Origin of the sequence: Streptomyces sp. NBC_00539 (assembly GCF_036346105.1) — a bacterium.
GTDB lineage: Bacteria > Actinomycetota > Actinomycetes > Streptomycetales > Streptomycetaceae > Streptomyces.
The window spans coordinates 5,824,549-5,847,476 of the sequence record NZ_CP107811.1; the positions used below are offsets into that span (position 1 = coordinate 5,824,549).

Annotated in this window: 17 protein-coding genes; 9 read left to right on the forward strand and 8 right to left on the reverse strand. The window is 75.5% G+C overall.

Annotated elements, in window-relative coordinates; translation table 11 throughout:
* Positions 1 to 249: 249 nt before the first annotated feature.
* Positions 250 to 1,647, forward strand: coding sequence for a HEAT repeat domain-containing protein (locus OG861_RS26235; protein WP_329193471.1), 1,398 nt, complete (start codon positions 250 to 252; stop codon positions 1,645 to 1,647).
* 81 nt (positions 1,648 to 1,728) lie between these two features.
* On the opposite strand, the gene OG861_RS26240 is transcribed toward OG861_RS26235, so the two are convergent.
* Genes OG861_RS26240 through OG861_RS26250 form a run of 3 tightly spaced genes read right to left on the reverse strand, consistent with a single transcriptional unit; the run spans position 1,729 to position 3,976 of the window.
* Positions 1,729 to 2,592 (reverse strand): biotin-dependent carboxyltransferase family protein, encoded by an 864-nt coding sequence (locus OG861_RS26240; RefSeq protein WP_329193468.1) that lies wholly within the window; start codon positions 2,590 to 2,592, stop codon positions 1,729 to 1,731.
* Complete coding sequence (locus OG861_RS26245) at positions 2,589 to 3,200, reverse strand: 5-oxoprolinase subunit B family protein (RefSeq protein WP_329193467.1); 612 nt, start codon at positions 3,198 to 3,200, stop codon at positions 2,589 to 2,591. The genes OG861_RS26240 and OG861_RS26245 overlap by 4 nt, the downstream gene beginning before the upstream one ends.
* Complete coding sequence (locus OG861_RS26250; protein ID WP_329193465.1) at positions 3,197 to 3,976, reverse strand: LamB/YcsF family protein; 780 nt, start codon at positions 3,974 to 3,976, stop codon at positions 3,197 to 3,199. Before OG861_RS26250 ends, OG861_RS26245 begins: the two co-directional genes overlap by 4 nt.
* 86 nt (positions 3,977 to 4,062) lie before the next feature.
* Here OG861_RS26250 and OG861_RS26255 point away from each other — a divergent pair, with 86 nt between their 5' ends.
* From OG861_RS26255 to OG861_RS26265, 3 genes are all read left to right on the forward strand, one after another.
* The gene (locus tag OG861_RS26255; RefSeq protein WP_329193462.1) at positions 4,063 to 5,601 is read left to right on the forward strand and encodes a hypothetical protein; all 1,539 of its coding nucleotides are present in this window, start codon (positions 4,063 to 4,065) and stop codon (positions 5,599 to 5,601) included.
* Positions 5,602 to 6,301: 700 nt separating this feature from the next.
* Positions 6,302 to 7,204: a hypothetical protein gene (locus tag OG861_RS26260; protein ID WP_329193460.1), complete on the forward strand. Its 903-nt coding sequence runs from the start codon at positions 6,302 to 6,304 to the stop codon at positions 7,202 to 7,204.
* A gap of 54 nt (positions 7,205 to 7,258) precedes the next feature.
* Positions 7,259 to 11,947 carry a hypothetical protein gene (locus tag OG861_RS26265; protein ID WP_329193458.1) on the forward strand — a complete coding sequence of 1,563 codons (4,689 nt, stop codon included), beginning with the start codon at positions 7,259 to 7,261 and terminating at the stop codon, positions 11,945 to 11,947.
* Positions 11,948 to 12,002: 55 nt separating this feature from the next.
* Here OG861_RS26265 and OG861_RS26270 read toward each other — a convergent pair whose 3' ends face one another.
* Positions 12,003 to 12,506: a hypothetical protein gene (locus OG861_RS26270; RefSeq protein WP_329193455.1), complete on the reverse strand. Its 504-nt coding sequence runs from the start codon at positions 12,504 to 12,506 to the stop codon at positions 12,003 to 12,005.
* 394 nt (positions 12,507 to 12,900) lie between these two features.
* On the opposite strand from OG861_RS26270, the gene OG861_RS26275 reads away from it, so the two are divergent.
* Genes OG861_RS26275 through OG861_RS26290 form a run of 4 tightly spaced genes read left to right on the forward strand, consistent with a single transcriptional unit; the run spans position 12,901 to position 17,224 of the window.
* A complete protein-coding gene (locus tag OG861_RS26275; protein WP_330261873.1) occupies positions 12,901 to 15,738 on the forward strand; it encodes a sensor histidine kinase in 2,838 nt (945 codons plus the stop codon).
* Positions 15,735 to 16,172, forward strand: coding sequence for a roadblock/LC7 domain-containing protein (locus tag OG861_RS26280; RefSeq protein WP_329193453.1), 438 nt, complete (start codon positions 15,735 to 15,737; stop codon positions 16,170 to 16,172). Before OG861_RS26275 ends, OG861_RS26280 begins: the two co-directional genes overlap by 4 nt.
* 10 nt (positions 16,173 to 16,182) lie before the next feature.
* Complete coding sequence (locus tag OG861_RS26285; protein ID WP_329193451.1) at positions 16,183 to 16,617, forward strand: DUF742 domain-containing protein; 435 nt, start codon at positions 16,183 to 16,185, stop codon at positions 16,615 to 16,617.
* Entirely contained in the window at positions 16,598 to 17,224 is a 627-nt protein-coding gene (locus OG861_RS26290; protein ID WP_329193449.1) for a GTP-binding protein, read from the forward strand. Before OG861_RS26285 ends, OG861_RS26290 begins: the two co-directional genes overlap by 20 nt.
* A 192-nt stretch (positions 17,225 to 17,416) precedes the next feature.
* Here OG861_RS26290 and OG861_RS26295 read toward each other — a convergent pair whose 3' ends face one another.
* From OG861_RS26295 to OG861_RS26305, 3 genes are all read right to left on the reverse strand, one after another.
* Entirely contained in the window at positions 17,417 to 18,613 is a 1,197-nt protein-coding gene (locus tag OG861_RS26295) for a lipid-transfer protein (RefSeq protein ID WP_329193447.1), read from the reverse strand.
* Positions 18,610 to 19,074, reverse strand: coding sequence for a Zn-ribbon domain-containing OB-fold protein (locus OG861_RS26300; RefSeq protein WP_329193445.1), 465 nt, complete (start codon positions 19,072 to 19,074; stop codon positions 18,610 to 18,612). The genes OG861_RS26295 and OG861_RS26300 overlap by 4 nt, the downstream gene beginning before the upstream one ends.
* Positions 19,075 to 19,167: 93 nt before the next feature.
* Positions 19,168 to 19,839, reverse strand: a complete 672-nt coding sequence (locus OG861_RS26305; protein WP_329193443.1) for a M15 family metallopeptidase — start codon at positions 19,837 to 19,839, stop codon at positions 19,168 to 19,170.
* Between the two features lie 29 nt (positions 19,840 to 19,868).
* Between OG861_RS26305 and OG861_RS26310 the strand changes: the two genes are divergently transcribed.
* Positions 19,869 to 20,378: an NUDIX domain-containing protein gene (locus OG861_RS26310; RefSeq protein WP_329193441.1), complete on the forward strand. Its 510-nt coding sequence runs from the start codon at positions 19,869 to 19,871 to the stop codon at positions 20,376 to 20,378.
* A gap of 95 nt (positions 20,379 to 20,473) precedes the next feature.
* Here OG861_RS26310 and OG861_RS26315 read toward each other — a convergent pair whose 3' ends face one another.
* A complete protein-coding gene (locus OG861_RS26315) occupies positions 20,474 to 22,819 on the reverse strand; it encodes a glycoside hydrolase family 31 protein (protein WP_329202024.1) in 2,346 nt (781 codons plus the stop codon).
* Positions 22,820 to 22,928: the final 109 nt, after the last annotated feature.

Sequence of the window (22,928 nt, forward strand, 5' to 3'; positions counted from 1 at the left end):
CGCCTGGGTCATCATGGCGTCGGATTCGATTCGCGGACATGACGGACGGGCAGGAGCGGGCTGGACACGAACGCCGTTCCGCCCACCCCCGCCGAACCGGCCGTACTGATCGCGAAGCACCGACGGAGAGTGAGAAGGCAATGGTCTACATCGAGCGGAACAAGACGGCGAACGTCCTCACATGCTGTTACGCGGCCCTGTGAATCCCGATTCCCGGTTGCGTCCCCAGCTTGATTTGAGGCCATTCCCATGTTCGAACCAGTCATAGCGCCGAGCGGCACCCTGCTCGGACTCCTCCAGCGGGGCCGCGGCGACGGCACGCTGCACGCGCTCGCGGCGCCCAGGGCAGAGGCCCTCGCGGCCCTCGACCAGTGCGTCATCAGCGATCCGCGCCAGGACTGGCAGGTCGAGAACCGCTCGCTGTACTACGCCCGTCTCTACCTGGACCTCGACGGTCCCCTCGGCGCGATCGAAGCCCACCTCTTCGCCGCCGACGACCTCCTCGACGAGGACGAGCACCGCACCGGCCTCGCCCTGTCCGTGCTCGGCCACCTCGCCGCCTACGGACGCGACGACGCGCTGATGCTGTTGCGCCGCTACGCCGCCTGCGGCGCGAACTGGTCCTGGGCCCTGGACGAACTCGCCCTGCGCGACGACGACGAAGGCCTGCGCTCCCTGGCCGCGCCCGTACTCGCCCGCTTCCCCGCCACGGAGGAAGGCGGGGCGCTGCTGGCCGCCACCGTCCGCGACGCCTACGAGCCCCGGCCGTGGAGGCTGTGGGAGGAGAGCGCCGCCTACGGGGAGCGGCTGCGCGCCGCCCGGCAGCAGGGCTCCTTCGACCGTTGGCAGCGCCAGCTCACCCCCAAGGGCCCCCAGCCCGGCTGGGGCGTCGAGGCCGTCTTCGAATGGGCCGCCGACGGACTGCGCCGCGGCACCCCGCTGCACGTGCCGGCCGCCCGGTGCCTGGCCGCCGTCGCCGCGCCCGAGGACCGCCCGGCCATCCTCGCGGCCGCCGCCGGCGCACACGGGGAGGCCGCCCGGGCCACGGCCCTGCACCACCTCGTCCTCGCCGAACCGGAGAACCCGGCCGTGCTGGACCTCATCGAAGCCGCCGGGGACGAAGCCGCCGTGGCCGCCTACGAGCGCATGTGCGGCCCCGCGGCCGTCGAGCGGGCCCGCCAGTGGATCCACCGCCCCGACGCCCTCGGAGCCGCCGCCGGCGCCCTGCTCGCCGCCCGCGGCTCAGCCGAAGACGCCCGGCTGGTCCTCGGCGCCCTGCGCTCCACGGTCCGCGGCCACGGCCCCGACACGCAGCGCCTCTTCGCCCTCGTCGACGGCGCCGGCCGCCTGGCGATCGGCTGCGCGGCGCCGGTGCTGCGCCACATCTACCGCGAAACCTCCTCGTCCCACCTGCGCGGACGCGCGGCCCGGGCCCTGGCCAGCACGGACGCCTCCTTCGCGGCCGGCTTCGCCGTCGAGTGCCTCTGGGACTGCGAGGAGACCACCCGCGAGGTGGCCGCCCGCCACGCCGAGACGGCCGACGCCCGCGTGGCCCCCCGCCTGCGCCGCCTGGCGGCCGACCCGGCGGAGGAGGAGGACGTCCAGTCGGCGGTCCGCAGCCGCATCGCCCCGGAGTCGGCGGTGTAGCGGGCGCGCGGGGGCATGCCGGCTCCGCCTGCGTGCGGGGGCCCGGCGGCTCCGCCTGTGCCGGCGTGCGGGGCCCGCCGGCTACGCCCGAACGAACCGGACCTCCAGGCCCGGTCCCGCCTGGGCCGCCGCGTCCAGCGGGCGGCCCGCAGGGACCACGCCGAGCACCGGGTAGCCGCCCGTTACCGGATGGTCGGCCAGGAACAGCACCGGCAGGCCGTCCGGGGGGATCTGCACCGCCCCCAGGACCATGCCCTCGCTCGGGAGTTCCCCGCCCCGCCGACGGGCCAGCCGGGGCCCGCCCTCCGTCCGGAGACCGATCCGGTTCGACCGGGCCGACACCCGGTACGGCGAACGCAGCAGCCCCGCGATCGAAGCCGCCTCGAACCAGTCGGCCCGCGGCCCCAGCCGCAGCGGCAGCACCAGCACCGACGGCGGCCCCGGCACCCCCAGGGCGTCCGCCCCGCGGACCGGCCCCGCCCCGGCCGGACCCACCGGCAGCACCGCGCCGGCCGACAGGACGGCGGGCCCCAGACCGGACAGCAGGTCCGTCGAGCGACTGCCCAGCACCGGCGGGACGGCGAACCCGCCCCGCACCGCGACGTAGCTCCGCAGCCCGGACTCCGCCCGGCCCACATCGAGCTCCGCCCCCGCCCGCAGCCGGACCGGCGCTCCCCAGGCCGCCGGGCGCCCTGAGACCCGTACCGCGCAGGGCGCGCCCGTGACCGCCACCGTGACCGGGGCCCGGGCGCGCAGCGCCACCCCGTCCAGCGTGGTCTCCAGGACGGCGGCGTCCGCCGGGTTGCCCACGAGGCGGTTGGCCAGCGCGCACGCCCCCGCGTCCAGCGCCCCCGACCGCGGCACACCCAGGTGCGCCAGACCCGGGCGCCCCCGGTCCTGGACGGTCGTCAACGCCCCCGCCCGCAGCACCAGCAGCCCGCTCACGAGCCCGCCTCCTCGAACCGCACCCGCACCCCCGGTGCGAACAACGCCGCAGGCTCCCGCGCGGGGTCCCACACCACCGCGTCCGTCGAGCCGATCAGCTGCCAGCCGCCGGGGGAGGAGCGCGGGTAGACCCCCGCGTACTCACCGGCCAGTGCGAGGGACCCCGCCGGGACGGACGTACGGGGCGTCGCCCGCCGGGGCAGGTGGAAGCGGGCCGGAAGCCCCGTCAGGTAGCCGAAGCCGGGGGCGAAGCCGCAGAAGGCGACCCGGAACACGAGGCCGCCGACGATCCCCGGCACCTCCCGCGCGCCCACGCCCCACAGCGCGGCCACTTCCGCGAGGTCCGGCCCGTCGTAGCGCACCGCCACCCGCACCAGCGGCCCCTCGGACCCCGCCAGGGCGGGCACCTCCCAGCGGGCGATCCGGGCGCCCAGCCCGGCCGGGTCCGCCACCCCGTCCAGCAGTACCGTCCGCGCGGCCGGCACGATGTCCCGTACGCCGCCCAGCTCCCCGCGCCGTCGCAGCAGCTCGGCGTGGAGCGCGGCGACCTCCTCGGCGGAGTCCGTCTCCAGCAGCAGCGCCCCCGTTCCCACGACGAGCGGCCTCACGCGAACGCCTCCACCCGTACCCCGGCCGCGCCCAGCGCCTCCCGGACCCGCAGCGCGAGGCCCGCGGCGCCCGGGGTGTCCCCGTGCAGGCACAGCGAGCGCGCTCCCACCGGGACCGCCGAGCCGTCCGCCGCCGTCACGACCCCCTCGGCCGCCATCCCCACCGCCCGGGCCACCACCGCGTCCGGGTCGTGCAGCACCGCCCCCGGCTCGCCCCGCGGCACCAGCGTCCCGGCCGCCGTGTACGCCCGGTCGGCGAACGCCTCCGGCACCGCGGGCAGCCCCGCCTCCCCGGCGGCCGCCAGCAGCAGCGAACCCGGCAACCCCAGCACGGGCAGCCCGCCGGGGCCGGCCGCGAGCAGCACCCCGGCGACGACGGCGCCCGCCTGGCCCGCGTCGTGCACGGTGCGGTTGTAGAGCGCGCCGTGCGGCTTCACGTACGAGACGGCGGAGCCGGCCGCCCGTGCGAACACCTCCAGCGCACCGATCTGGTAGGCCACCTCGTCGGTCAGCTCGCGCGGCGGCACGTCCATCGCCCGCCGCCCGAAACCCGCCAGGTCCCGGTACGACACCTGCGCCCCGATCCGTACGCCCCGCTCGGCCGCCAGCTCACAGACGCGGCGCATGATCGACGGATCCCCGGCGTGGAAGCCGCAGGCCACGTTGGCACTGGTGACGACCGACAGCAGCGCCTCGTCGTCCGTCAGCGTCCACCGCCCGAAGCCCTCACCGAGATCGGCGTTGAGGTCGATGACGGGTGTGATCACGGGAGCCATGCGGTGAGCGTAGAACAGGCCCGGCCGAACCGGGCGTCGTGCGGGACGGGCCCTGGGGAGGATCCGGCCGAACCGTGCCGTTTGGGATGTTGTCCGTGTCAGCGCCTAGTCTTTCCGTCGTGACTCTCCCTGCCCCGGCGAAGCCCCTCGTCTCCCCGGCGCCGGGCCCGGCCGCCGACGAGGGCCTGGCCCGGCGCCTGCGCGCCCTCGCCTGCACCGCCCCGCTGCACGACCTCGACGTCCGCAAGGCCAATCTGGCCGGCGAGTACGGGGTCTACGCCATGGCGGAGGTCGCGCTGGCCGCGATCGACCTGGTCACCCTCAACATGGACTTCGACACCGGCGCCGACCACGAGCAGATAGTGGCCCGGCTGCTGCCGCGCGTCGCCGCCCAGGCCCCCGCCCGGCCCACCGCCGAGCACGAGCGGGTGGCGCGCTGGGTCCTGGAGAACCTGATCAACGTCGGCAGCGTGGACCGGGGCTTCCGCGCGATCTACGGCACCTTCGGCCCCGACGGTGTCTACGTCCGCAGGGACTACGACTTCAAGCTGATCGAGGAAGTCCCCGGCTACGGCGGGGCGGTGTACCTGCGCACCACCGACGAAGCCGTGAACGTGCTCGTCGGCGCCCTGGACACCGACGTGACCAGCGCGCAGATCGCCGCCGAGGTCAAGCTGGAGGTGCTGATCAGCCGCGGCCGGCTCGCCGATGCCCAACTCGCCGCCGAACAAGCCAGGTACCGCACGGTCCAGTACGCGGAGACCCTGCGCCGGACGCTGGACGCGACGCGGCGCAACGTACGGGCCGTGGACTGGCTCGAAGCCGTCCCGGACATGATCGCCGAGGCCCTGGAGCACGTCGCCGACCGCTACCGGCACGAGAACGCCATCCTCACCAACATCCGCAAGGCCCGCGACGAAGCCGAGGACCCCGACAACAAGCGGCGCGCCGCAGAGCTGGTCGACATCGTCAAGGACTGCATCCGCCGGCACACCCAGCTCCAGTCGCGGCTGCTGGACGCCGGCCCGCTCTTCCGCGCCGAGCAGGACCGGCAAGCCTTCGCCGCCCCGGCGCCGCGCTCGGGAATCGACCTGTACGGGCAGCTGATCGCCCCCGTGCTGCCGTTGCCGCTGGAACGGGCCACCAAGGTCACCGACGCGTTCTTCGCCCGGGGAACCGGTCTGCGCACCCCCGTCTCGGTGCGGGTCGCCGACCTGGTGGAGATCCTGCTGACGCCGCCCGTGGAGCGCGAGCACCTGGGCGTGGAGATGCCCGAGCCCGACCTGATCGCCACCCCGGACGACAGCCGGTTCAGCGAGGAGCAGCTCGCCGCGGCCATGGTGCTCCTGGACCTCCCGCACGACGCCCCGCGCCGGCTGTCCGGCCTGCTGGCCGAGGCCCGGCGCAGCGACCCCGAACTGCCGTACCTGGTGGCCCTGCTGGCCGTCCACGCGGCGAGCCCGGCGGTGGGTACGGCGTACCGGCAGGGCGAGGAGCGGCTGCTGTTCGCGGTGGACGACGGCACCGAGCTGGACGACCCGGAGTTCGGCGGCGCCGACCTGATCGTCGGCACGGCCCTCCTCGACGCCGCCGCCATGACGGCCGCCCGCACGGAGGCATCGTGACCGCCGCGTCCGCCGCGTGGGCCCGGCCGGGGCCCGTGTGCGGGCGGGGCGGTCTCCTCACCGTGCCGTCGGCCGTCGCCGCCGCTCCCGCTACCGCCGAATCCACCGCTTTGACCGCCCTGTCCGCGGCCGGCGCGTGGACGACGGCCGAGACCGCCGCGTGGCCCCGGCCGGTGCCCGTGTGTGGGCGGTGTGGTCCGCTCACCGCGTCGCCCCATGCCGTTGCCGCTCCCGCTCCCGCTCCGGTCGAGACCGCCGCGTCCGCCGCGGGGGTCCGGCCCGCGCACCCGCGCGGGCGGTGCGGCTCGCACCGCCGAGCGCGCGGGGGCGGGCCACCCACCGGGCCGGGCACGGGGTCGCCGGCGGTCACGGGCCCCCGGCCGCGCGCCGCTGCGATGGTCGGCCGGGTTGCCCATGTGCCTTCCGAGACGACCGCCGCGCCGCTCCCGGAGCGTTCCGCCGCTGCTTGCCCGGTCGGCGGCCGCGCTGCTTTCGGGCCGGTCTCTTCCACGGCCGCGAGCCCCCGCCCGGTGTCCGCCTCGGGGGCCGCCGGCCCCCCCGACCCGCAACGCCGGCCGCCCGCCGGGCCCGGCCGCCGGGCCGGGTTCCGCCGGGAGCCACGACGGCCGGGGCGGGGTCGGCCGCCGGCCATCCCGGCGCCCGCCGCCGAAACCACCGCACCACACGAAAGGCACCACCCGTGAGCGACCACCACGCCGAAGCCCCCGCGTGGGGCGAGCCCGACGCCGCCCCGGGCCCGGCGCCGGCGCCCGGCGCCGCGGCCGTGACCCCCGCCGACGCCGCCGACGCGGCCCGGCTCGTCGCCTTCGGGCTCCAGCCCAAGCTGCTCCCCGCCCGCGACGCCGAGTACGCCGAACTGCTGCGCCGCTACCGCGACGAGCCCGCCTTCGGCCGTCTCGCCGACGCCGTCGCCACCGGCCTCGGCCTCGTCGTGCTGGAGGTCTCCGCGCGCGCCGGCATGGCGGTGGCCGCCGACGAGGACTCCGTCTTCGCCGTCCGGATGGGCGACTACGCCCGCCGCACCGCCGCCGACGGCGGCGACCGCTTCCTGCACGGCCTCGCCCACCTCGCCGTCGCCGCCCTGGCCTTCCCCCGCCCCGAGGACCTCGCCGACGACGGCTACATCGGCCGGATCACCGTCAACGGCGTCGACTCCTTCGTCCGGCAGACCTGCCGCCGCCTGGAGGAGCGCGCCGAGGAACTCGGCGAGAACACCGACCCCGCCTCCGACGCCCCCGGCCTGGAGGCCGCCTGGCGCGTGTACGCCCGCCGCAGCGCGACCGGCGCCACCAAGGACGCGCGCCGCCTGGCCGGTTCCACCACCGGCATCGTCGGCAAGGCCGCCGCCTTCCTCACCGAATCCGGCTTCCTCCAGCGCACCGGCGACGAGTCCGGCGGCACCTACCGCACCACCCCCCGCTACCAGCTCCAGGTCCGCGACATGGCGGGCAGCGCCGCCATGGCCGAACTCCTGGAGCTCGGCGTGGTCCCCGTCAGCGACGGCTGCGCCACCCTCCTGCCGCCGCCCGAGGGCGACGACCTGGAGCTCGCCGCCGACGCCGGCCTGCCCTTCCACGCCTGAGCCCCGCGCCCTGATCCCCGTACGCACCACGAGAGACCGCGAGAACCCGCCGCCATGTACGAGCTGTCCCGGATCCGCCTCTACTCCATCGGGCCCGCCGGCGCACGCTACGCCGACACCGTGCTCGACCTGCGCGGAGTCGGCGAGCCGGTGCCCCACCCGGCGCCCGCCCAGGCGGAGTTCTTCGAGGACGAGCCGACGGGCCCGCCCCGCCGGCCCGCACCCGCAGGCGTGCTCTTCCTGGAGAACGGCGGCGGCAAGTCCGTCCTGCTGAAGCTGATCTTCTCGGTGATGCTGCCCGGCCACCGCAACACCCTCGGCGGGGCCAGCTCCGGCGTGCTGCGCAAGTTCCTGCTCGCCGACGACTGCGGCCACGTCGCCCTGGAGTGGCAGCACACCCAGACCGGCGAATGCGTCGTCGTCGGCAAGGTCAGCGAATGGCGTGGCCGGCAGGTCTCCAACGACCCGCGCAAGTTCGCCGAGGCCTGGTACTCCTTCCGCCCCGGCCCGGGCCTGAGCCTCGACAACCTGCCCGTCGCCGAGGCCACCACCGTGCGCCCGCCCGTCGAAGGCGCCTCCGGCGCCCAGGGCCGCCGTCGCACCATGAAGGGCTTCCGCGACTCCCTCACCGAGGCCGGCAAGGCGTACCCGCACCTGGAGGTGTACTGGGAGGAGATCCACGACCGCTGGAACGAACACCTCACCGATCTCGGCCTCGACCCCGAACTCTTCCGCTACCAGCGCGAGATGAACGCCGACGAGGGTGAGGCCGCCGGTCTCTTCGCGGTCAAGAAGGACTCCGACTTCACCGACCTCCTGCTGCGCGCCGTCACCGACACCCGGGACACCGACGGCCTCGCCGACCTCGTCCACGGCTTCGGCAACAAGCTCGGCCGCCGCTCCGAGCTGATGGCCGAACGGGACTTCACCGCCGGGTCGGTCGAACTCCTCACCAAGATCGTCGAGGCCGCCGAGACCCGCTCCCGGCTGCGCGACGTCCACGCGGGCGCCGAACGCCGTACCCGCACCCTCGCCCGGCGCCTGTCCGCCCGCGCCACCGAGGAACGCGGCCGCGCCGCCGAACTCGCCGAGCGGGTCACCGCGGCCGCCCACGCCGTCACCGCCGCCGAGTCCGCGCGCGAGCGCAGCGCCGCCATCTCCGCCGAACTCGCCTACCGGCACGCCTCGCTGGCCCTGACCGTCGCCGACAAGGCCGCCGCCGCCCAGCGCCGCGAACTCCTCGAAGCCCGCACCCTGCACTCCGCCTGGCAGGCCGCCGAGACCGTACTGCGCCACCGCGCCGCCGCCGACCGCTCCGCCAGGGTCGCCGCCGCCATCCTGGAGGCCGAGCGCGACGCCGCCCCCGCCCTGGCCGCCCGAGCCAGGGCAGCCACCGAACTCGTACGCGCCCTGCACACCGCCGCCGAGCAGGGTGAGGCGCGGGCCAACGAGGAGGAGGAGCGTTCCGCCGTCCTCCAGGCCGCTGGCGAGGCCGCCCACCGCGACGCCACCGCCGCCGCCACGGCCGCCCAGCGCGCCCGCAGCGAGGCCGAACACCTCCGCGCCCGCCTCTCGGAGGTCCAGCAGGAGACCGCCGAAGCGGTACGGGCCGGCTGGCTCGACGACTCGGCGCCAGACGCCGACCCGGCGCGCGCCGCCCTCGCCGCGAGCGACGCCGAGAAGAGCGCCGTGGCCGCCTGGGACGAGTCCCGCGAGGCCGCACGCGCCGCCGCCGACGCCGCCCGCGAGGCCGCCGCCACCGAAGCCCGCGCCGAGCTCACCGCCGCCCGTGCCGCCGACGCCGCGGACGCCGCCGAAGCCGCCCACGCCGCGGAGGAGCGCGCGGCCGCCTCCCTGGCCGCCACCCCCCGCCTGGCGGAGCTGCTGGGCCTGCCCTCGGCCCCCGACACCTTCCTCCCGCGTCCCCGCGCGGGCGCGCAGCCGGTTTCCTCCCAGGCCGCGGACGCCGGTGCCCCCGGCTCCGCACCCACCGCCCAGGCCTCGGCCGCCCCCGGCCTGACCGTCGCCGACCTCGACCGGGGCTCCGACGAACTGCTGCGGATGCTGGCCGATACCGTCGGCTCCGCCGAACGCCAGCTGTTCGAGCTGCGCACCGCAGCCGCCGAGGACGCCCGCATCCTCGGCGCCCTCGGCGACGGCGGGCTGCTCCCGCCCGGCCCCGACGTGCTCGCCACCGTGGAGTACCTCGGCGAACACGGCATCCCGGCCCTCCCCGGCTGGCGCTACCTCGCCCAGTCCGTGGACCCCGCCGACCACGCCGCCGTCCTCGCCGCCCGCCCCGAACTGGTCGACGGCGTCGTCATCACCGACCCCGACACCCACTCCCGTGCCCGGGAGGTCCTCTCCGGCGCCGCCCTGCTGCCCCGCTCCACGGTGGCCGTCGGCACGGCCGCCGCGCTGCTGGCCCCGGTTCCGCCCGCCGACGCGGATCCGGCCGGCTCCGGCATCTTCATCGTTTTCCCGAACCCGGCCATGCACGACGAACACGCCGCCGACGAGGAACGCCAGGCGCTGCGCACCCGCGCCACCGCCCGGGACGCCGAGATCCGCGACCTGGCCGCCCGCCTCTCCGGCGACCGGGAGCTCGCCGCCCGGCTCGCCTCCTGGCGCACCGGCTGCCCGCCCGGCCGTCTCACCGAGCTCGCCGAACACGCCGCCGCCGCACGGTCGTTCGCCGAGGAATGCGACGCCGAACTCGCAGAGGCCCGTACCGTACGCGCCGAGGCCGACGAAGCCGCCGCCGACGCCGCCCGGGTCCGCGACGAGCGCCAGGACGCCGCCCAGCGCGCCCGCCGGGCCGCCGACGCCCTCTCCGGCCTCGCCTACCGCTTGCGCGAGCGCTCCGGCTGGCAGGCCCGGCTGCGGGAACTCGCCGACGAGGCGGCCGAGTCCGAGGCGCGCGCCGAAGCGTGCCTGGACCGCGCCCGCGCCGCCGACGAGGACCGCCGCGCCGCGCAGCGCGCCGCGGACGACGCCCGCCGCACCGCCCGCGCACTGCGCGCCGAGCGCGCCGACATCGCCGGCGCCCCCGACCCCCTCCCCGAGGACGACGGCACGCCCAAGGCGCCCCTCCCCGACCTGCGCGAGGCCTACCGGGCCGCCTCCCGGCTCTACGAGAAGGTCGGCGTCGGCGCCGACCTGCGCGCCGAACAGGCCCGCGCCGAAAGCGACGAGAGCGCCGCCCTCGCCGAACTCGACCGGCTCACGAACAAGGTGCGCACCCGGGCCGCCCAGCTCCTCGAAGGCACCGACGGCGCCGACGGCCCCTCCCGGCAGGCCGCGGCGGCGCGCGCCGAGGCCCTCGTACAGATGCTGGAATCCCGGGCGTCGGCAGCGAGCGAGCAGCTCGGCCGGCTGCGCGGCGAGGCCGAACGGCACGCCCCCGCCGACGGCGAGGCGCACACCGACCTGCCCGAGGAACTCGTCCCCGGGGACGTCGAGCAGGCCCAGGGCCTGCTGCGCACCGCCACCGCCCAGCTCGCCGCCCACACCGCCGCCGTCGAGAGCGCCCGCGCCGCCCACGGCGACCTGCTGCGCTCCCACCGCACCGCGGAGGACGGGGCGGGCGGCTTCGACGAGACCGCCGCCCTCCTGCGGGACCTTCTGCGCGACCACACGCAGCAGGAGGACGAGCAGGAGCCGGCGCCCCACCGGGGCACTCTGGAGGAGGCCCGCCAGTCCGCCGCCGAGGCCCGCCGTTCCCTGCGCGGCTGCGCCGCCGACCTGTCGGCCGCCGAGTCGGCCGTCCGTGAGGCGAGCGACGTCCTGGTCCGCCACGCCAACGCCAACCGCTACGAGCAGGTGCGCACCCCCGCACGCCAGCAGATCCGCGAACTGCCCGCCTCCGCGCTGCCGGAGCACGCCGCGGCCTGGGCCTCGGCCTTCGCCCCCCGGCTGCGGGTGCTCACCGACGAACTCGCGCAGCTGGAGCGCAACCGCGACAGCATCGTCGACCGGCTGCGCGGCCTGGTCGAATCCGCCCTGGCCACCCTGCGCTCCGCCCAGCGGCTCTCCCAGCTCCCCGAGGGCCTGGGGGAGTGGTCGGGCCAGGAGTTCCTGCGGATCCGCTTCGAGGAGCCCGACCAGGCGACCCTCACCGAGCGGCTCGGGGAGGTCATCGACGAGGCCACCCGCGCGGCCGTCAAGAAGAACAGCACCGCCTCCTTCGGTGAAGGCCGGCGCGACGGCATGTCCCTGCTGCTGCGCGGGGTCCAGGCGGCCCTGGAACCCAAGGGGATCTCCGTGGAGATCCTCAAGCCCGACGCGGTACTGCGCGCCGAGCGGGTGCCGGTCGGACAGATGGGCGACGTCTTCTCCGGCGGCCAGCTGCTCACCGCCGCGATCGCCCTCTACTGCACCATGGCGGCGCTGCGCAGCAACGACCGCGGCCGGGACAAGCACCGCCACGCGGGCACCCTGTTCCTGGACAACCCCATCGGCCGCGCGAACGCCACGTACCTGCTGGAACTCCAGCGGGCCGTGTCCGACGCGCTCGGCGTGCAGCTGCTGTACACCACCGGCCTGTTCGACACCACGGCCCTCGCGGAGTTCCCGCTGGTCATCCGGCTGCGCAACGATGCGGACCTGCGGGCGGGCCTCAAGTACATCAGCGTCGAGGAGCACCTGCGCCCCGGTCTGCCGCAGCAGTCCCCGGACGGCGAGACCATCCACGGCGAGATCACGGCGACCCGCATGTACCGCCGCTCGACCGCGGGCGCCTGACGCCCGGCGGGCGCCCGGCCGGGCAGGGCCGCCCCGTACCGTCAGTCCCGTACCGTCAGCCCCGGCCGTGGGCAGCCAGTCGGCCGCCCTCGGCCGGGCGTATGCGGGGCACCCGGCCGGGCGCCCCCGAGCGGGCCTCCCGGCCGGTCCGGCGCTCCTCCCGGCCGCCATCGCGCGCCGTGCTGCTCGGCCGGGACAGGACCCCGTGACGCTGGTTCCACATCTGCCGGGTGATCAGCACGTCCAGCACGGCCCAGGTGGCCACCACCGTCCCGGCTATCGCACCGAGCCCCATCGGCAGGGCGAGCCACGAGCCGGTCAGGGTCAGGAAGAAGCTCACCGTCGCCTGCATCAGGGTCAGGGCCACTATCAGCACCGCCCGCACCGCCGAAGCCCTCACCGGATCGGGCATGCGGTACCTGCGTGCGGGCTCCTCCACCCACAGCGACCGCCTCGTGGCCGTCGCCCCGGCCCCGCCGTGGTCCCCGTACCCCGATCCGTCCGCCACCGCGTCGCCCGTCACCGCGTCGCCCGTCACCGCGTCGTCCCTCGTGCTCATGGTCCACTCACTCCCCACCGCACGGTCCGCATTGCCTACCCACACCTCATACCCCCTTGTGCGGTTTCGACCGTCTTCCCCGTCAGACGATCGGAGACGACGGGAGATTCCCGGATCCCGGAACGGGTTCACGCGCCCCGAGAGGCCCGGAGGAAGAATTCCAGCCATCCCTCCGATTGCGGGAACCGACACCCCACGAGGTGCCATGTGCCACATAACGGGCCGGACTTGCCAGGACCTAACGGACAACTCATGATCTTCACAAGGGCAGCAGGCCGAAAACGTCCGGACACGCCTTCGAAGCTTCTCCCCGGCAGTAGTAGGCTCACGCCGTTTAAAAGACGGAACACCGAGCCCCGGCAACGGGGTTGACCTGGGGGAGGCTGGGGAGGCCATGCGCTTTCGCGGGAAGTCCGTCCGCCGGAAGATCGTGGCGTTGCTCCTTGTGCCGCTCGTCTCCCTCACCGCCCTCTGGGCCTTCGCGACCGTCATCACCGGCCGCCAGGCCGTGCAGCTCCTCGGCGTCGCGCCCGTCATCGCCAAGGTGGGCTACCCCATCGAGGACGTCGTCCGCGTCCTGCAGAAGGAACGCCGGCAGACCCTCGTCGTCATCGGCGACCCCCGCGCATCGTCCGCCATCGCCGAACTCGCCAGGAGCCGTACCGCCACCGACACGGCCGTCCAGGACATCACCGCCGACGCCTCCAACCCCAAGGTCGTCGACCAGCTCAGCCCCGCCAACGCACAGCGGCTGCGCTCCATCCTCGACGCGTTCCACGGCATCGCGGCCCTGCGCCACTCCGTCGACCAGAACAGCCTCGCCCCCGACCAGGCCCTCGACCTCTACAGCCGGCTGGTCGACCCCTGCTACGAGTTCCTCATGAACCTCCACGCCCTGGAGGACGTGGAGATGGACAAGGAGGGCCGGGCCCTCGTCGGCGTCACCCGCGCCCGGGAGACGCTCTCCCGCGAGGACGCCGTCATCGCCTCCGCCCTCGCCGCCCGCAACATCGGCGCCGCCGACATCCGGCACGTCTCCGACTACACCGCCAACCGCGCGCTGCTCTACGAGTTCAACCTCGCGATCCTCCCCGCCGCCGACCGCGACGTCTTCGAGCAGTACTGGGCCGGTCCCGAGACCAAGGCGCTGCGCGACGCAGAGGAACGATTCATCTCCGCGGGCGCCGCCAAGCCCCCGCGCACCCTCACCGCCGCCCAGTGGGACGAAGCCGCCGGCAAGGTGCTCGGCGACCTCGCCGACATGAACACCGCCGCCGGAGACCGCTACCAGGAGCGCGTCAAGCCCGTCGCCATGAACGTGCTGGTCCAGGCAGCCGTCGCGGGCATCCTCGGCTTCATCGCCCTGATCGTCTCCCTCGTGATGTCCGTGCGCATCGGCCGCGACCTCATCCGCGACCTGTCCCGGCTCCGCAAGGACGCCCACGAGGCGTCCGGCGTCCGGCTGCCCAGCGTGATGCGCCGCCTCGCCGCCGGCGAGAACATCGACGTGGAGACCGAGGCGCCCCGGCTGGAATTCGAGAAGGACGAGGTCGGCCAGGTCGCCCTCGCCCTCAACAGCCTCCAGCGCGCCGCCGTCGAAGCCGCCGTCAAGCAGGCCGAACTGCGCCGGGGCGTCTCCGAGGTCTTCGTCAACCTGGCGCGCCGCAACCAGGTGCTGCTGCACCGCCAGCTGACCCTGCTCGACACCATGGAGCGGCGCACCGAGGACACCGAGGAACTGGCCGACCTGTTCCGCCTCGACCACATGACCACCCGCATGCGCCGGCACGCCGAGGGCCTGGTGATCCTCTCCGGCGCCGCGCCCTCGCGCCAATGGCGCAAGCCGGTCCAGCTGATGGACGTCGTACGGGCGGCCGTCGCCGAGGTCGAGGACTACGAGCGCATCGAGGTCCGCAGGCTCCCGCGCATCGGCATCGAGGGCCCCGCCGTCGCCGACGTCACCCACCTCGTCGCCGAACTGCTGGAGAACGCCACCGTGTTCTCCCCGCCGCACACCGCGGTCCAGGTCCACGGCGAGCGCGTGGCCAACGGCTTCACCCTGGAGATCCACGACCGGGGCCTGGGCATGACCCCCGAGGCGCTGCTCGACGCGAACCTCCGGCTCGCCGAGACCCCCGACTTCGAGCTCTCCGACACCGACCGGCTCGGCCTGTTCGTCGTCAGCCGCCTCGCCCGCCGCCACAGCGTCAAGGTGGTCCTCCAGCCCAGCCCGTACGGGGGCACCACCGCGGTGGTCTTCCTCCCGGCGGAACTGCTCACGGACGCACCCGACACCAACGGCACCGGGATCCGCCTCGAAGGCCTCAAGAACGCCAAGACCGGCAAGACCGGCAAGGCCGCAAGGCCCGTGCCGACGGGCAGGGGCGGCTCCGCCACGGTCGGCGCCGCCCCGGCCGGCCGGCCGCTGCCCGCCGGGGTGCTGGGCGGCCCCGTAGAGCTGGAGGGCCCGCTCGGCGTCCTCGGCCTGGACGGCGCCGACGGCCTGGACGACGACCCCGCGGCCCTGGACGAGGCCGCCCCAGGTCTCGCCGGCCTCACCGGAGCCGGCGGCCGCCCCCCGATGGCCACCCTCGACGACGAGACACCGCCCGGCGGCATCCCGGGCGCCGTCCTCGGCCTGCGCCCCTCGGGCAGGCCGGGCACCGGCCGGCACCCGGAGCGCTCCGGCCCCTGGAAGGGCGACCGGCTCGGCGAACGCCACCGCGAGCGCGGCACGGGCCCGGCCGGCGAGTCCGTCGCCCCGTCCGGCCCGGTCCGCATGGAGCGTTCCCGCCCGGACCCCGAAGGCCCCCGCGCCCCGGGAGCCATCCCGCTGCCCCGCCGGCGCCCGACCCCGACGCTGGTCGCCGACCACGGCCGCCGCGTCGAGCCCCGCCCCGTGCCGGTGGCCGGCCGGGCCGGGCAGACCGAGGAGGCGGCCCGCGCCGAGAACCCCGGCACGCCCGATCCGGGCCCCGCCGGCCTGCCCCGCAGGGTCCGCCAGGCCAACCTGGCACCCCAGCTCAAGAACACCCCGGCCCCCGCACCGGCCGACACCACCGCGAAGGCGGTCACCGACCGCGACGCGGAGGACGTACGTACGCGCATGTCCGCCCTCCAGCGCGGCTGGACGGCGGGCCGCAACCAGCACGCACCGCAGCAGTCCGAAGCCGAGGCCGGCACCCCCGCCACCCCGACTCCCGGATCCGAGAACGAAGGGGACGGTCGATGACCGCACCGCAGACCGGCAACGACACCAGGGGCCGCGGCTCCGGCCCGCTCAACTGGCTCCTCGACGAGCTCGTCGACAAGGTCGGCAGCATCCGCAAGGCGGTCGTCCTCTCCGGCGACGGACTGCCCACCGGCAGCTCCAAGGACCTGACCCGGGAGGACAGCGAGCACCTGGCGGCCGTCGCCTCCGGCTTCCACAGCCTGGCCAAGGGCGTCGGCCGGCACTTCGACTCCGGCAGCGTCCGCCAGACCGTGGTCGAGCTGGACGAGGCCTTCCTCTTCGTGATGGCGGCCGGCGACGGAAGCTGCCTGGCCGTGCTGGCCGACGCCGAATCCGATGTGGGCCAGGTCGCGTACGAGATGACCCTCATGGTCAAGCGCGTCGGCGACCACCTGGCGACCGCCCCGCGCTCCGGGCTGCCAGCCGGAGGGTGAGACGGACGGCATGAGCGATTCAGGCCGGTACCACCCCGAGCAGACCCCGGGCGGCGCGGAGGACCCCGCGCACCCGCACTGGTTCGACGACGAGGCGGGCCCCGTCGTGCGCCCGTACGCCATGACCCGCGGCCGCACCAGCCACGCGGGCCAGCACCGCCTCGACCTGATCGCGCTCGTCGTCGCCGAACCGGCGGCCGACGATCCGGTCTGGGACCTGACCCTGTCCCCGGAACACGCCCACATCCTGGGAAGGTGCCGGGAACGCCCCCAGTCCGTCGCGGAACTCGCGGCCGACCTCGACCTCGCGGTCGGGGTCGTCCGTGTCCTGATCGGCGACCTCGTCGACGACGAACTGGTCCACGTGACCCGGCCGGTACCACCGGCCGAACTGCCCGACGAATCCATTCTGCGTGAGGTGATCGATGGCCTTCGGGCGCTCTAGCCGCACCGGCGCCATGCATGCCGTGTCGCCGGTCGAGCCGCTGACCCTCAAGATCCTGGTCGCGGGCGGTTTCGGGGTGGGCAAGACCACCCTGGTCAGTGCGGTGAGTGAGATCAGACCGCTCCGGACGGAGGAACGTCTGTCCGAGCCGGGCATCGGCATCGACGACACCGGGGGAGTGGAGGGCAAGAGCACCACGACCGTGGCGATGGACTTCGGCCGCATCACCCTCCGCGAAGACCTCGTGCTCTACCTCTTCGGCACGCCCGGACAGGACCGCTTCTGGTTCCTGTGGGACGAGCTGGCCCAGGGGGCGCTGGGCGCCGTGGTCCTCGCCGACACCCGCCGCCTCGCGGACTGCTTCGCCGCCGTGGACTACTTCGAGCGGCGCGGCATCCCCTTCGTGGTCGCGGTCAACTGCTTCGACGGCGCCGACCGGCACCCGGTGGTGACCGTACGGGAGGCCCTCGACCTCGACCCCGACGTACCGGTGCTGCTGACCGACGCGCGTGACCGCGAGTCGGTCAAGGACGTACTGGTCGGCGTGGTGGAACACGCCATGTCGCAGGCCAGGGCCCGCCGCCACAGCCTGTCGGCCGGGGCCTGAGCGGGCGGCCCCGCACGCGGAGGCGGCCCGTACCCCCGCCGACTGGGGTACGGGCCGCAGCTCTCATGGGGGGTTCGGGGATCCCGGTCGTGCGCGGGACCGTGGAGCGAGTGTGAACCCGCCACCGTGGGCCGTCAAGCATTCGGACAGCACCCGCCGGTCAAGAGTGCGGTCGACGGGCGTCCCAGGGGCCTACCGCACCACGACGACCGCCGAACCGTGCCCGAACAGGCCCTGGTTGGCGGTGATCCCGGCCCGCGCCCCGGCGACCTGCCGGTCCCCGGCGGTGCCCCGCAGCTGCCACGTCAGCTCGCACACCTGGGCGATCGCCTGCGCCGGGACCGCTTCCCCGAACGAGGCCAGTCCGCCGCTGGTGTTCACCGGGACCCGTCCGCCGAGCGCGGTCGCCCCCTCCCGCACGAGCTTGGCCCCCTCACCCTCGCCGCACAGCCCGATGTCCTCGTACCACTGGAGCTCCAGCGCCGTGGACAGGTCGTACACCTCCGCGAGGGACAGGTCGTCCGGCCCCAGCCCCGACTCCTCGTACGCGGCCCGCGCGATCGAGGCCCGGAACGAGCCCCCGGCCGGGGCGGAGGCGGAGGCGGTCACCGCGTCGGTGGCGATGTCCGGCAGGTCCAGCAGCGTACGGGGGTAGGTGGGGGTCACCGTCGACACGGCGCGGATCCGCACCGGGTCCGCGACCCCGCGCGAGCGTGCGAAGTCCATGCTGGTCAGCACGAGGGCCGCGCCCCCGTCCGAGGTCGCGCAGATGTCCAGCAGCCGCAGCGGATCGGCCACGACCGCCGAGGCCGCCACCTCCTGGGCGGTGACCGTCTTGCGGTAGCGGGCGTACGGGTTGAGCGCCCCCGCCGCCGCGTTCTTCACCTTCACCTCCGCGAAATCCTCCGGGGTCTCCCCGTACAGCGCCATCCGGCGGCGCGCGTACAGCGCGAAGTACGCCGGGTTGGTGGCCCCCAGCACCCGGAACCGCAGCCAGTCCGGATCGTCCGGCCGCTCCCCGCCCGCCGGGGCGAAGAACCCCTTGGGCGCCGCGTCGGCCCCCACGACCAGCACCACCTCGGCCAGCCCCGCCAGGATCTGCGCCCGGGCCGCCCCGATGGCCTGGGCGCCGGACGCGCAGGCCGCGTACACGCTGGTCACCCTCGCGCCCTGCCAGCCGAGCGCCTGCGCGAAGGTGGCGCCGGCCACGTAGCCGGGATACCCCGAACGCACGGTGTCGGCGCCGACGATGGACCGTACGTCCGTCCACTCCAGTCCCGCGTCGGCCAGCGCGGCCTTCGCGGCAGCCCGCCCGTACGCGACGAAGCTGCGGCCCCACTTGCCCCACGGGTGCATGCCGGCCCCGAGCACGGCTATGTCGGCGCTCACGCGGCCGCCCCCGCCGGGGTCACGGGCCGGAACCGCCAGGTGGTCCACACCGTCCCCGCGTCCTCGTTCAGCACGCCGCCGATCACCTCGACCTCCATCCCGACCGCCAGATCGGCGACCGTCACGCCGGGCGCGCCCTGACCCAGGACGACCATCCCCTCGGCCTCCAGCTCCACCGCGATCAGGGTGTACGGCTCCCAGGGCGCGTCCGGGTCGGACACGTACGGCGCGGGCGGCCGGTAGCGGCCGTCGGTGTAGGACCAGATCCGCCCGCGCGGTGACAGCGGCGCCTCGACGAGTTCGCCGCCGCCCGGGCAGCGCGGGTTGCGGCAGTACGCGTCCTCGCGCGGGAAGAACACGGCGGCGCAGGCGGAACACCGGGTGCCGAGCAGCCGGAAGTCCCCGTCCTCCTGCGAACCGGTGAACCACCCGCTCACGACGGGCGTGCGGTTGCGTTCCAAAGCCCCTCCCTCACTCGTCACCTGACGACTCGTCAGAATGTGAGTGTGGCACGAGCGGCTCGCCGCGGTCACCGGTTCCCGCAGCCTGCCCGCTCAGCGGCCGACGGACGAGGAGGAGACCGGAAAGTCGAAGTACGTGTCCGGGAAGGCCTCGGGCCGGTACGTGAAGTGCCACCACTCCTCGGGCAGGTTGACGAACCCCTGCGCGGCGAGCGCCCGCCCCAGCAGCTCCCGGTTCGTGTGTGCCCGTACACCCACCCGCGGATCATCCGTGTGGGAGAGCGGGTCGAAGAAGTCGAACGCCGTCCCCATGTCGAGCACCCTGCCGCCCGGCAGGGCCACCAGCGTCACGTCCAGCGTGCTGCCCCGGCTGTGCCCCGACTTCGGCGCGATGTACCCCTCGCGGATCAGCCGGGCCTTGTCCACGCGCGGATAGAACTCCGCCTTGGTCGACTGGTCCCCCTCGTCCCCCGCCCACCGCACGAACGCGTCCACCGCCCGCTGCGGCCGGTAGCAGTCGTACACCAGCAGCCCGTACCCGCGCCGCAACAGCTGCCGCTGCGCCCGGCGCAAGGCCTCCGCGGCGGGGCGGGCGAGCAGACAGACCGGCTCCTCGTACCCGGCCACCGGACGGCCGGTGAAGTTGTGCGCCGACGCGTACCGCACGTCCTGCGCGATCGTCGGATCGACGTCCGACAGCGCCACGAAACCGGGCCCCGCCGACCCGCCGAGCAGCGCCCCCAACAAGGCCACGACGGCCGACATCCTCATTCCCCTTGGCATACCATCGCCGGATGCCGGGACACCTGAGGGACTCGCACTGCTCCACCTGCGGAGCTCCGTTCGACACGGCCGACTGGCCCCGTACGTGCACCGCGTGCGGAACCACCACCTACCGCAACCCGCTCCCCGTGGCGGTGGCCCTCCTGCCCGTCGAGGACGAGCAGGGCACCGGCCTGGTGGTCGTCACCCGCACCATCGAACCGGCCCGCGGCGAGATCGCCCTGCCCGGCGGCTTCGTCGACTTCGCCGAAGCCTGGCAGGACGCGGTCGTACGGGAACTCCGGGAGGAGACCGGCATCGAAGAGCCCGCCTCCGGAGTCGTCCTGGCCGATGCCCTCAGCTCCCGGGCCGGGCACCTGCTCCTGTTCGGCCTCCTCCCCACCCGCCCGGCGGACTCCCTCCCGCCCTCCGTACCGACCGACGAGACGGACGGCTGGCACATCCTGCGGGCCCCGGCGGAACTGGCCTTCCCCCTCCACACCCGGGCGGCCGGCGCCTGGTTCGCCGGCCAGTACGCCTGAGCCGCCCGCCCCGCCGTATGCCTCGAGGCCCCCTCGGGCCCCTCCCGAAGCCCCCGCACCACCACCCCGGGAGCGCGGCGGCGGGGCGGCCCTTCTCACAGCCCCCGCACCACCACCCCGGCCACCGGCTCGCCCGCCTCGTCCTCCACCACCACCGTCTCCCCGGCCCACCGGACGGCGTACCGCTCCACCCGGCCCGCCTCGAAACCCGGCCCCGGATCCCGCACCACCACCCCGCCGCCGGTCCGCCCCCGCGCCGGGGCCCACACCTCCAGCGTCACCGCGCCGTCCTCCCCGCGCACCGGCAGCACCGACCCCGCCCTGGCCAGCACCGGGGTCCGCCCCAGCGGAGCGTCCAGCAGCACCTGCGCCGGTCCCTCGTGCGCCGCCCCCGTCGCCGTGTCGTACCACCGCCCCCTCGGCAGCCGCACCGCCCGCCGGTCCGCCCCGCACTCCAGCACCGGCGCCACCAGCAGCGCGTCCCCCAGTAGGAACGCGTCCTCACAGTCCCGCAGCCGCCGGTCCTCCGGCGCCCCCCACCACAGCGGCCGCACGTACGGAGCCCCCGACCGCCGTGCCAGATGGGCCAGCGTCACGAAGTAGGGCCGCAGCCGCTCCCGCTCCGCCAGCACGGCCCGAGCCGCCTCCTCGACCTGCGGCCCGAACTCCCACGGCTCCCGCCGGCCCGCCCATATCGCCGCGTGCGTACGGAACAACGGCAGGTACGACCCCAGCTGGAACCACCTCAGGAACAGCTCCGGCGACGGCGACCCGCCAAAACCCCCCACGTCCGGGCCCGAGTACGGCACCCCGCACAGACCCAGCCCCAGCACCAGCGCCAGGGAGGCCCGCATCCCGTCCCAGCTGCTCTCCACATCGCCGGACCACGTGCCCCCGTACCGCTGCATCCCCGCCCACCCCGACCGGGAGAACAGGAACGGCCGTTCGTCCGGCCGCAGCCGCACCAGCCCCTCCCACCCGGCCCGCGCCATGCCCAGCGCGTACACGTTGTGCGCGGCCCGGTGGTCCCCGCCCGCTCCCTCCAGCACGTGCCGCGCCGAGCGGGGCAGCGTCGCGTCGCCGAACGCCGCGAACGCCACCGGCTCGTTCATGTCGTGCCAGAAACCGGCGAAGCCCTGCGCGAGGCGCTCCTCGTACAGACCGCCCCACCACGCGCGCACCGCCGGATCCGTGAAGTCCGGGTACGCGCACTCGCCCGGCCACACCTCTCCCCGGACCTCTTGTCCCCGCGCGTCCCGCACGAACGCCCCCCGCTCGCCGACCGCCAGCCCGGCGGTGTGCAGGGGGTCGCCGGCCATCACGGCCGGGTCGACGATCGACACCAGCCGCACCCCGTCCGCCGCCAGTTCCCGTGCCAGGCCGGGCAGGTCCGGGAACTGCTGCCGGTCCACCGTGAACACCCGGTGCCCGTCGTAGTGGTCGATGTCCAGGTGCAGCGCCGCCAGGGGCAGCCCCCGCGACGCGTACCCCGCCACCACCCGCCGCACCTCCGCCTCGCTGCCGAAGCCCCAGCGCGCGTGCTGGTAGCCCAGCGCCCACTGCGGCGGCACAGCGGCCCCTCCCGTCAGCGCGGACCAGCCCTGGAGCACCCGGGCCGGCGTCCCCACCAGCACCCAGCAGCGCAGCGGACCGCCCTGCGCGCGCAGCTCCGCCGTCCCGGGCCGGTCCGCCCCCGAACCCGCCCCCTCCTCGCCCTCACGCAGCACCACCCGCCCGTCCCAGGTGTTGTCGTGGAACATCAGGTGCGTCCCCGCGTCCGCGACCACCCACTGCACCGGCATCGTCAGGTACAGCGGGTCGTCACCCGGCCCGAAACCACCTTTCGGGTCGGTGTTCCACAGCCGGTACGAGCCGTCCCGCAGCCGCGGCCCCGCCGCCCGGCCGCCCAGCCCGAAGAACCGCGCGTCCGCCGGGACCTCCCCGCGCACCTGCCACCGGGCGCCGTCCCGGCCCGGCTCCACCGGCTCCCACCAGCGCGGCGGCGACTCCCGGCGCAGCACCGTTCCGCCCGGCGTGCGCACCTCCACCGCCCCGTGCCGGGACACCGCCACCGTCACCCGCTCCGACACCACCCGCCAGCCGCCCCCGGTGTCCGGTTCCAGCACGGCACGCGGATCCGGTTCGGGGCCGTTGCCCACCACCGCGTACGAGGGCGTCGGCTCCGCCCCGTCCCAGCCCCAGAACACCGCGCCGCCCGCCGTCACCCGCACCACGAGCTCCGAGCGCGCGAAGCGCAGCACACCCCCGCCCGGCCTCGGCTCCGTACCCGTCAGCAGTCCCGGCACCCGCGCCCGCTCCGCTCCCCGGGGCGGCAGCCCCTCGGCGTCCGCCCGCCGGCGCCGCCACGCCGCGCGCCAGGCGCGCCGTCCGCGCGCCGTACCGATCTCCCACACCCCGCGCACCAGATCACGACCGTCCATGGCGTCACCCTGCCACCGCCCCCCGGCCGAGCGGGCTGCGTTCAGCTGCCGTTCACCCGCCGACGGCGCCCGGCGGACGATCACACCGCCGCCCCGGGCCGCTCTGGTG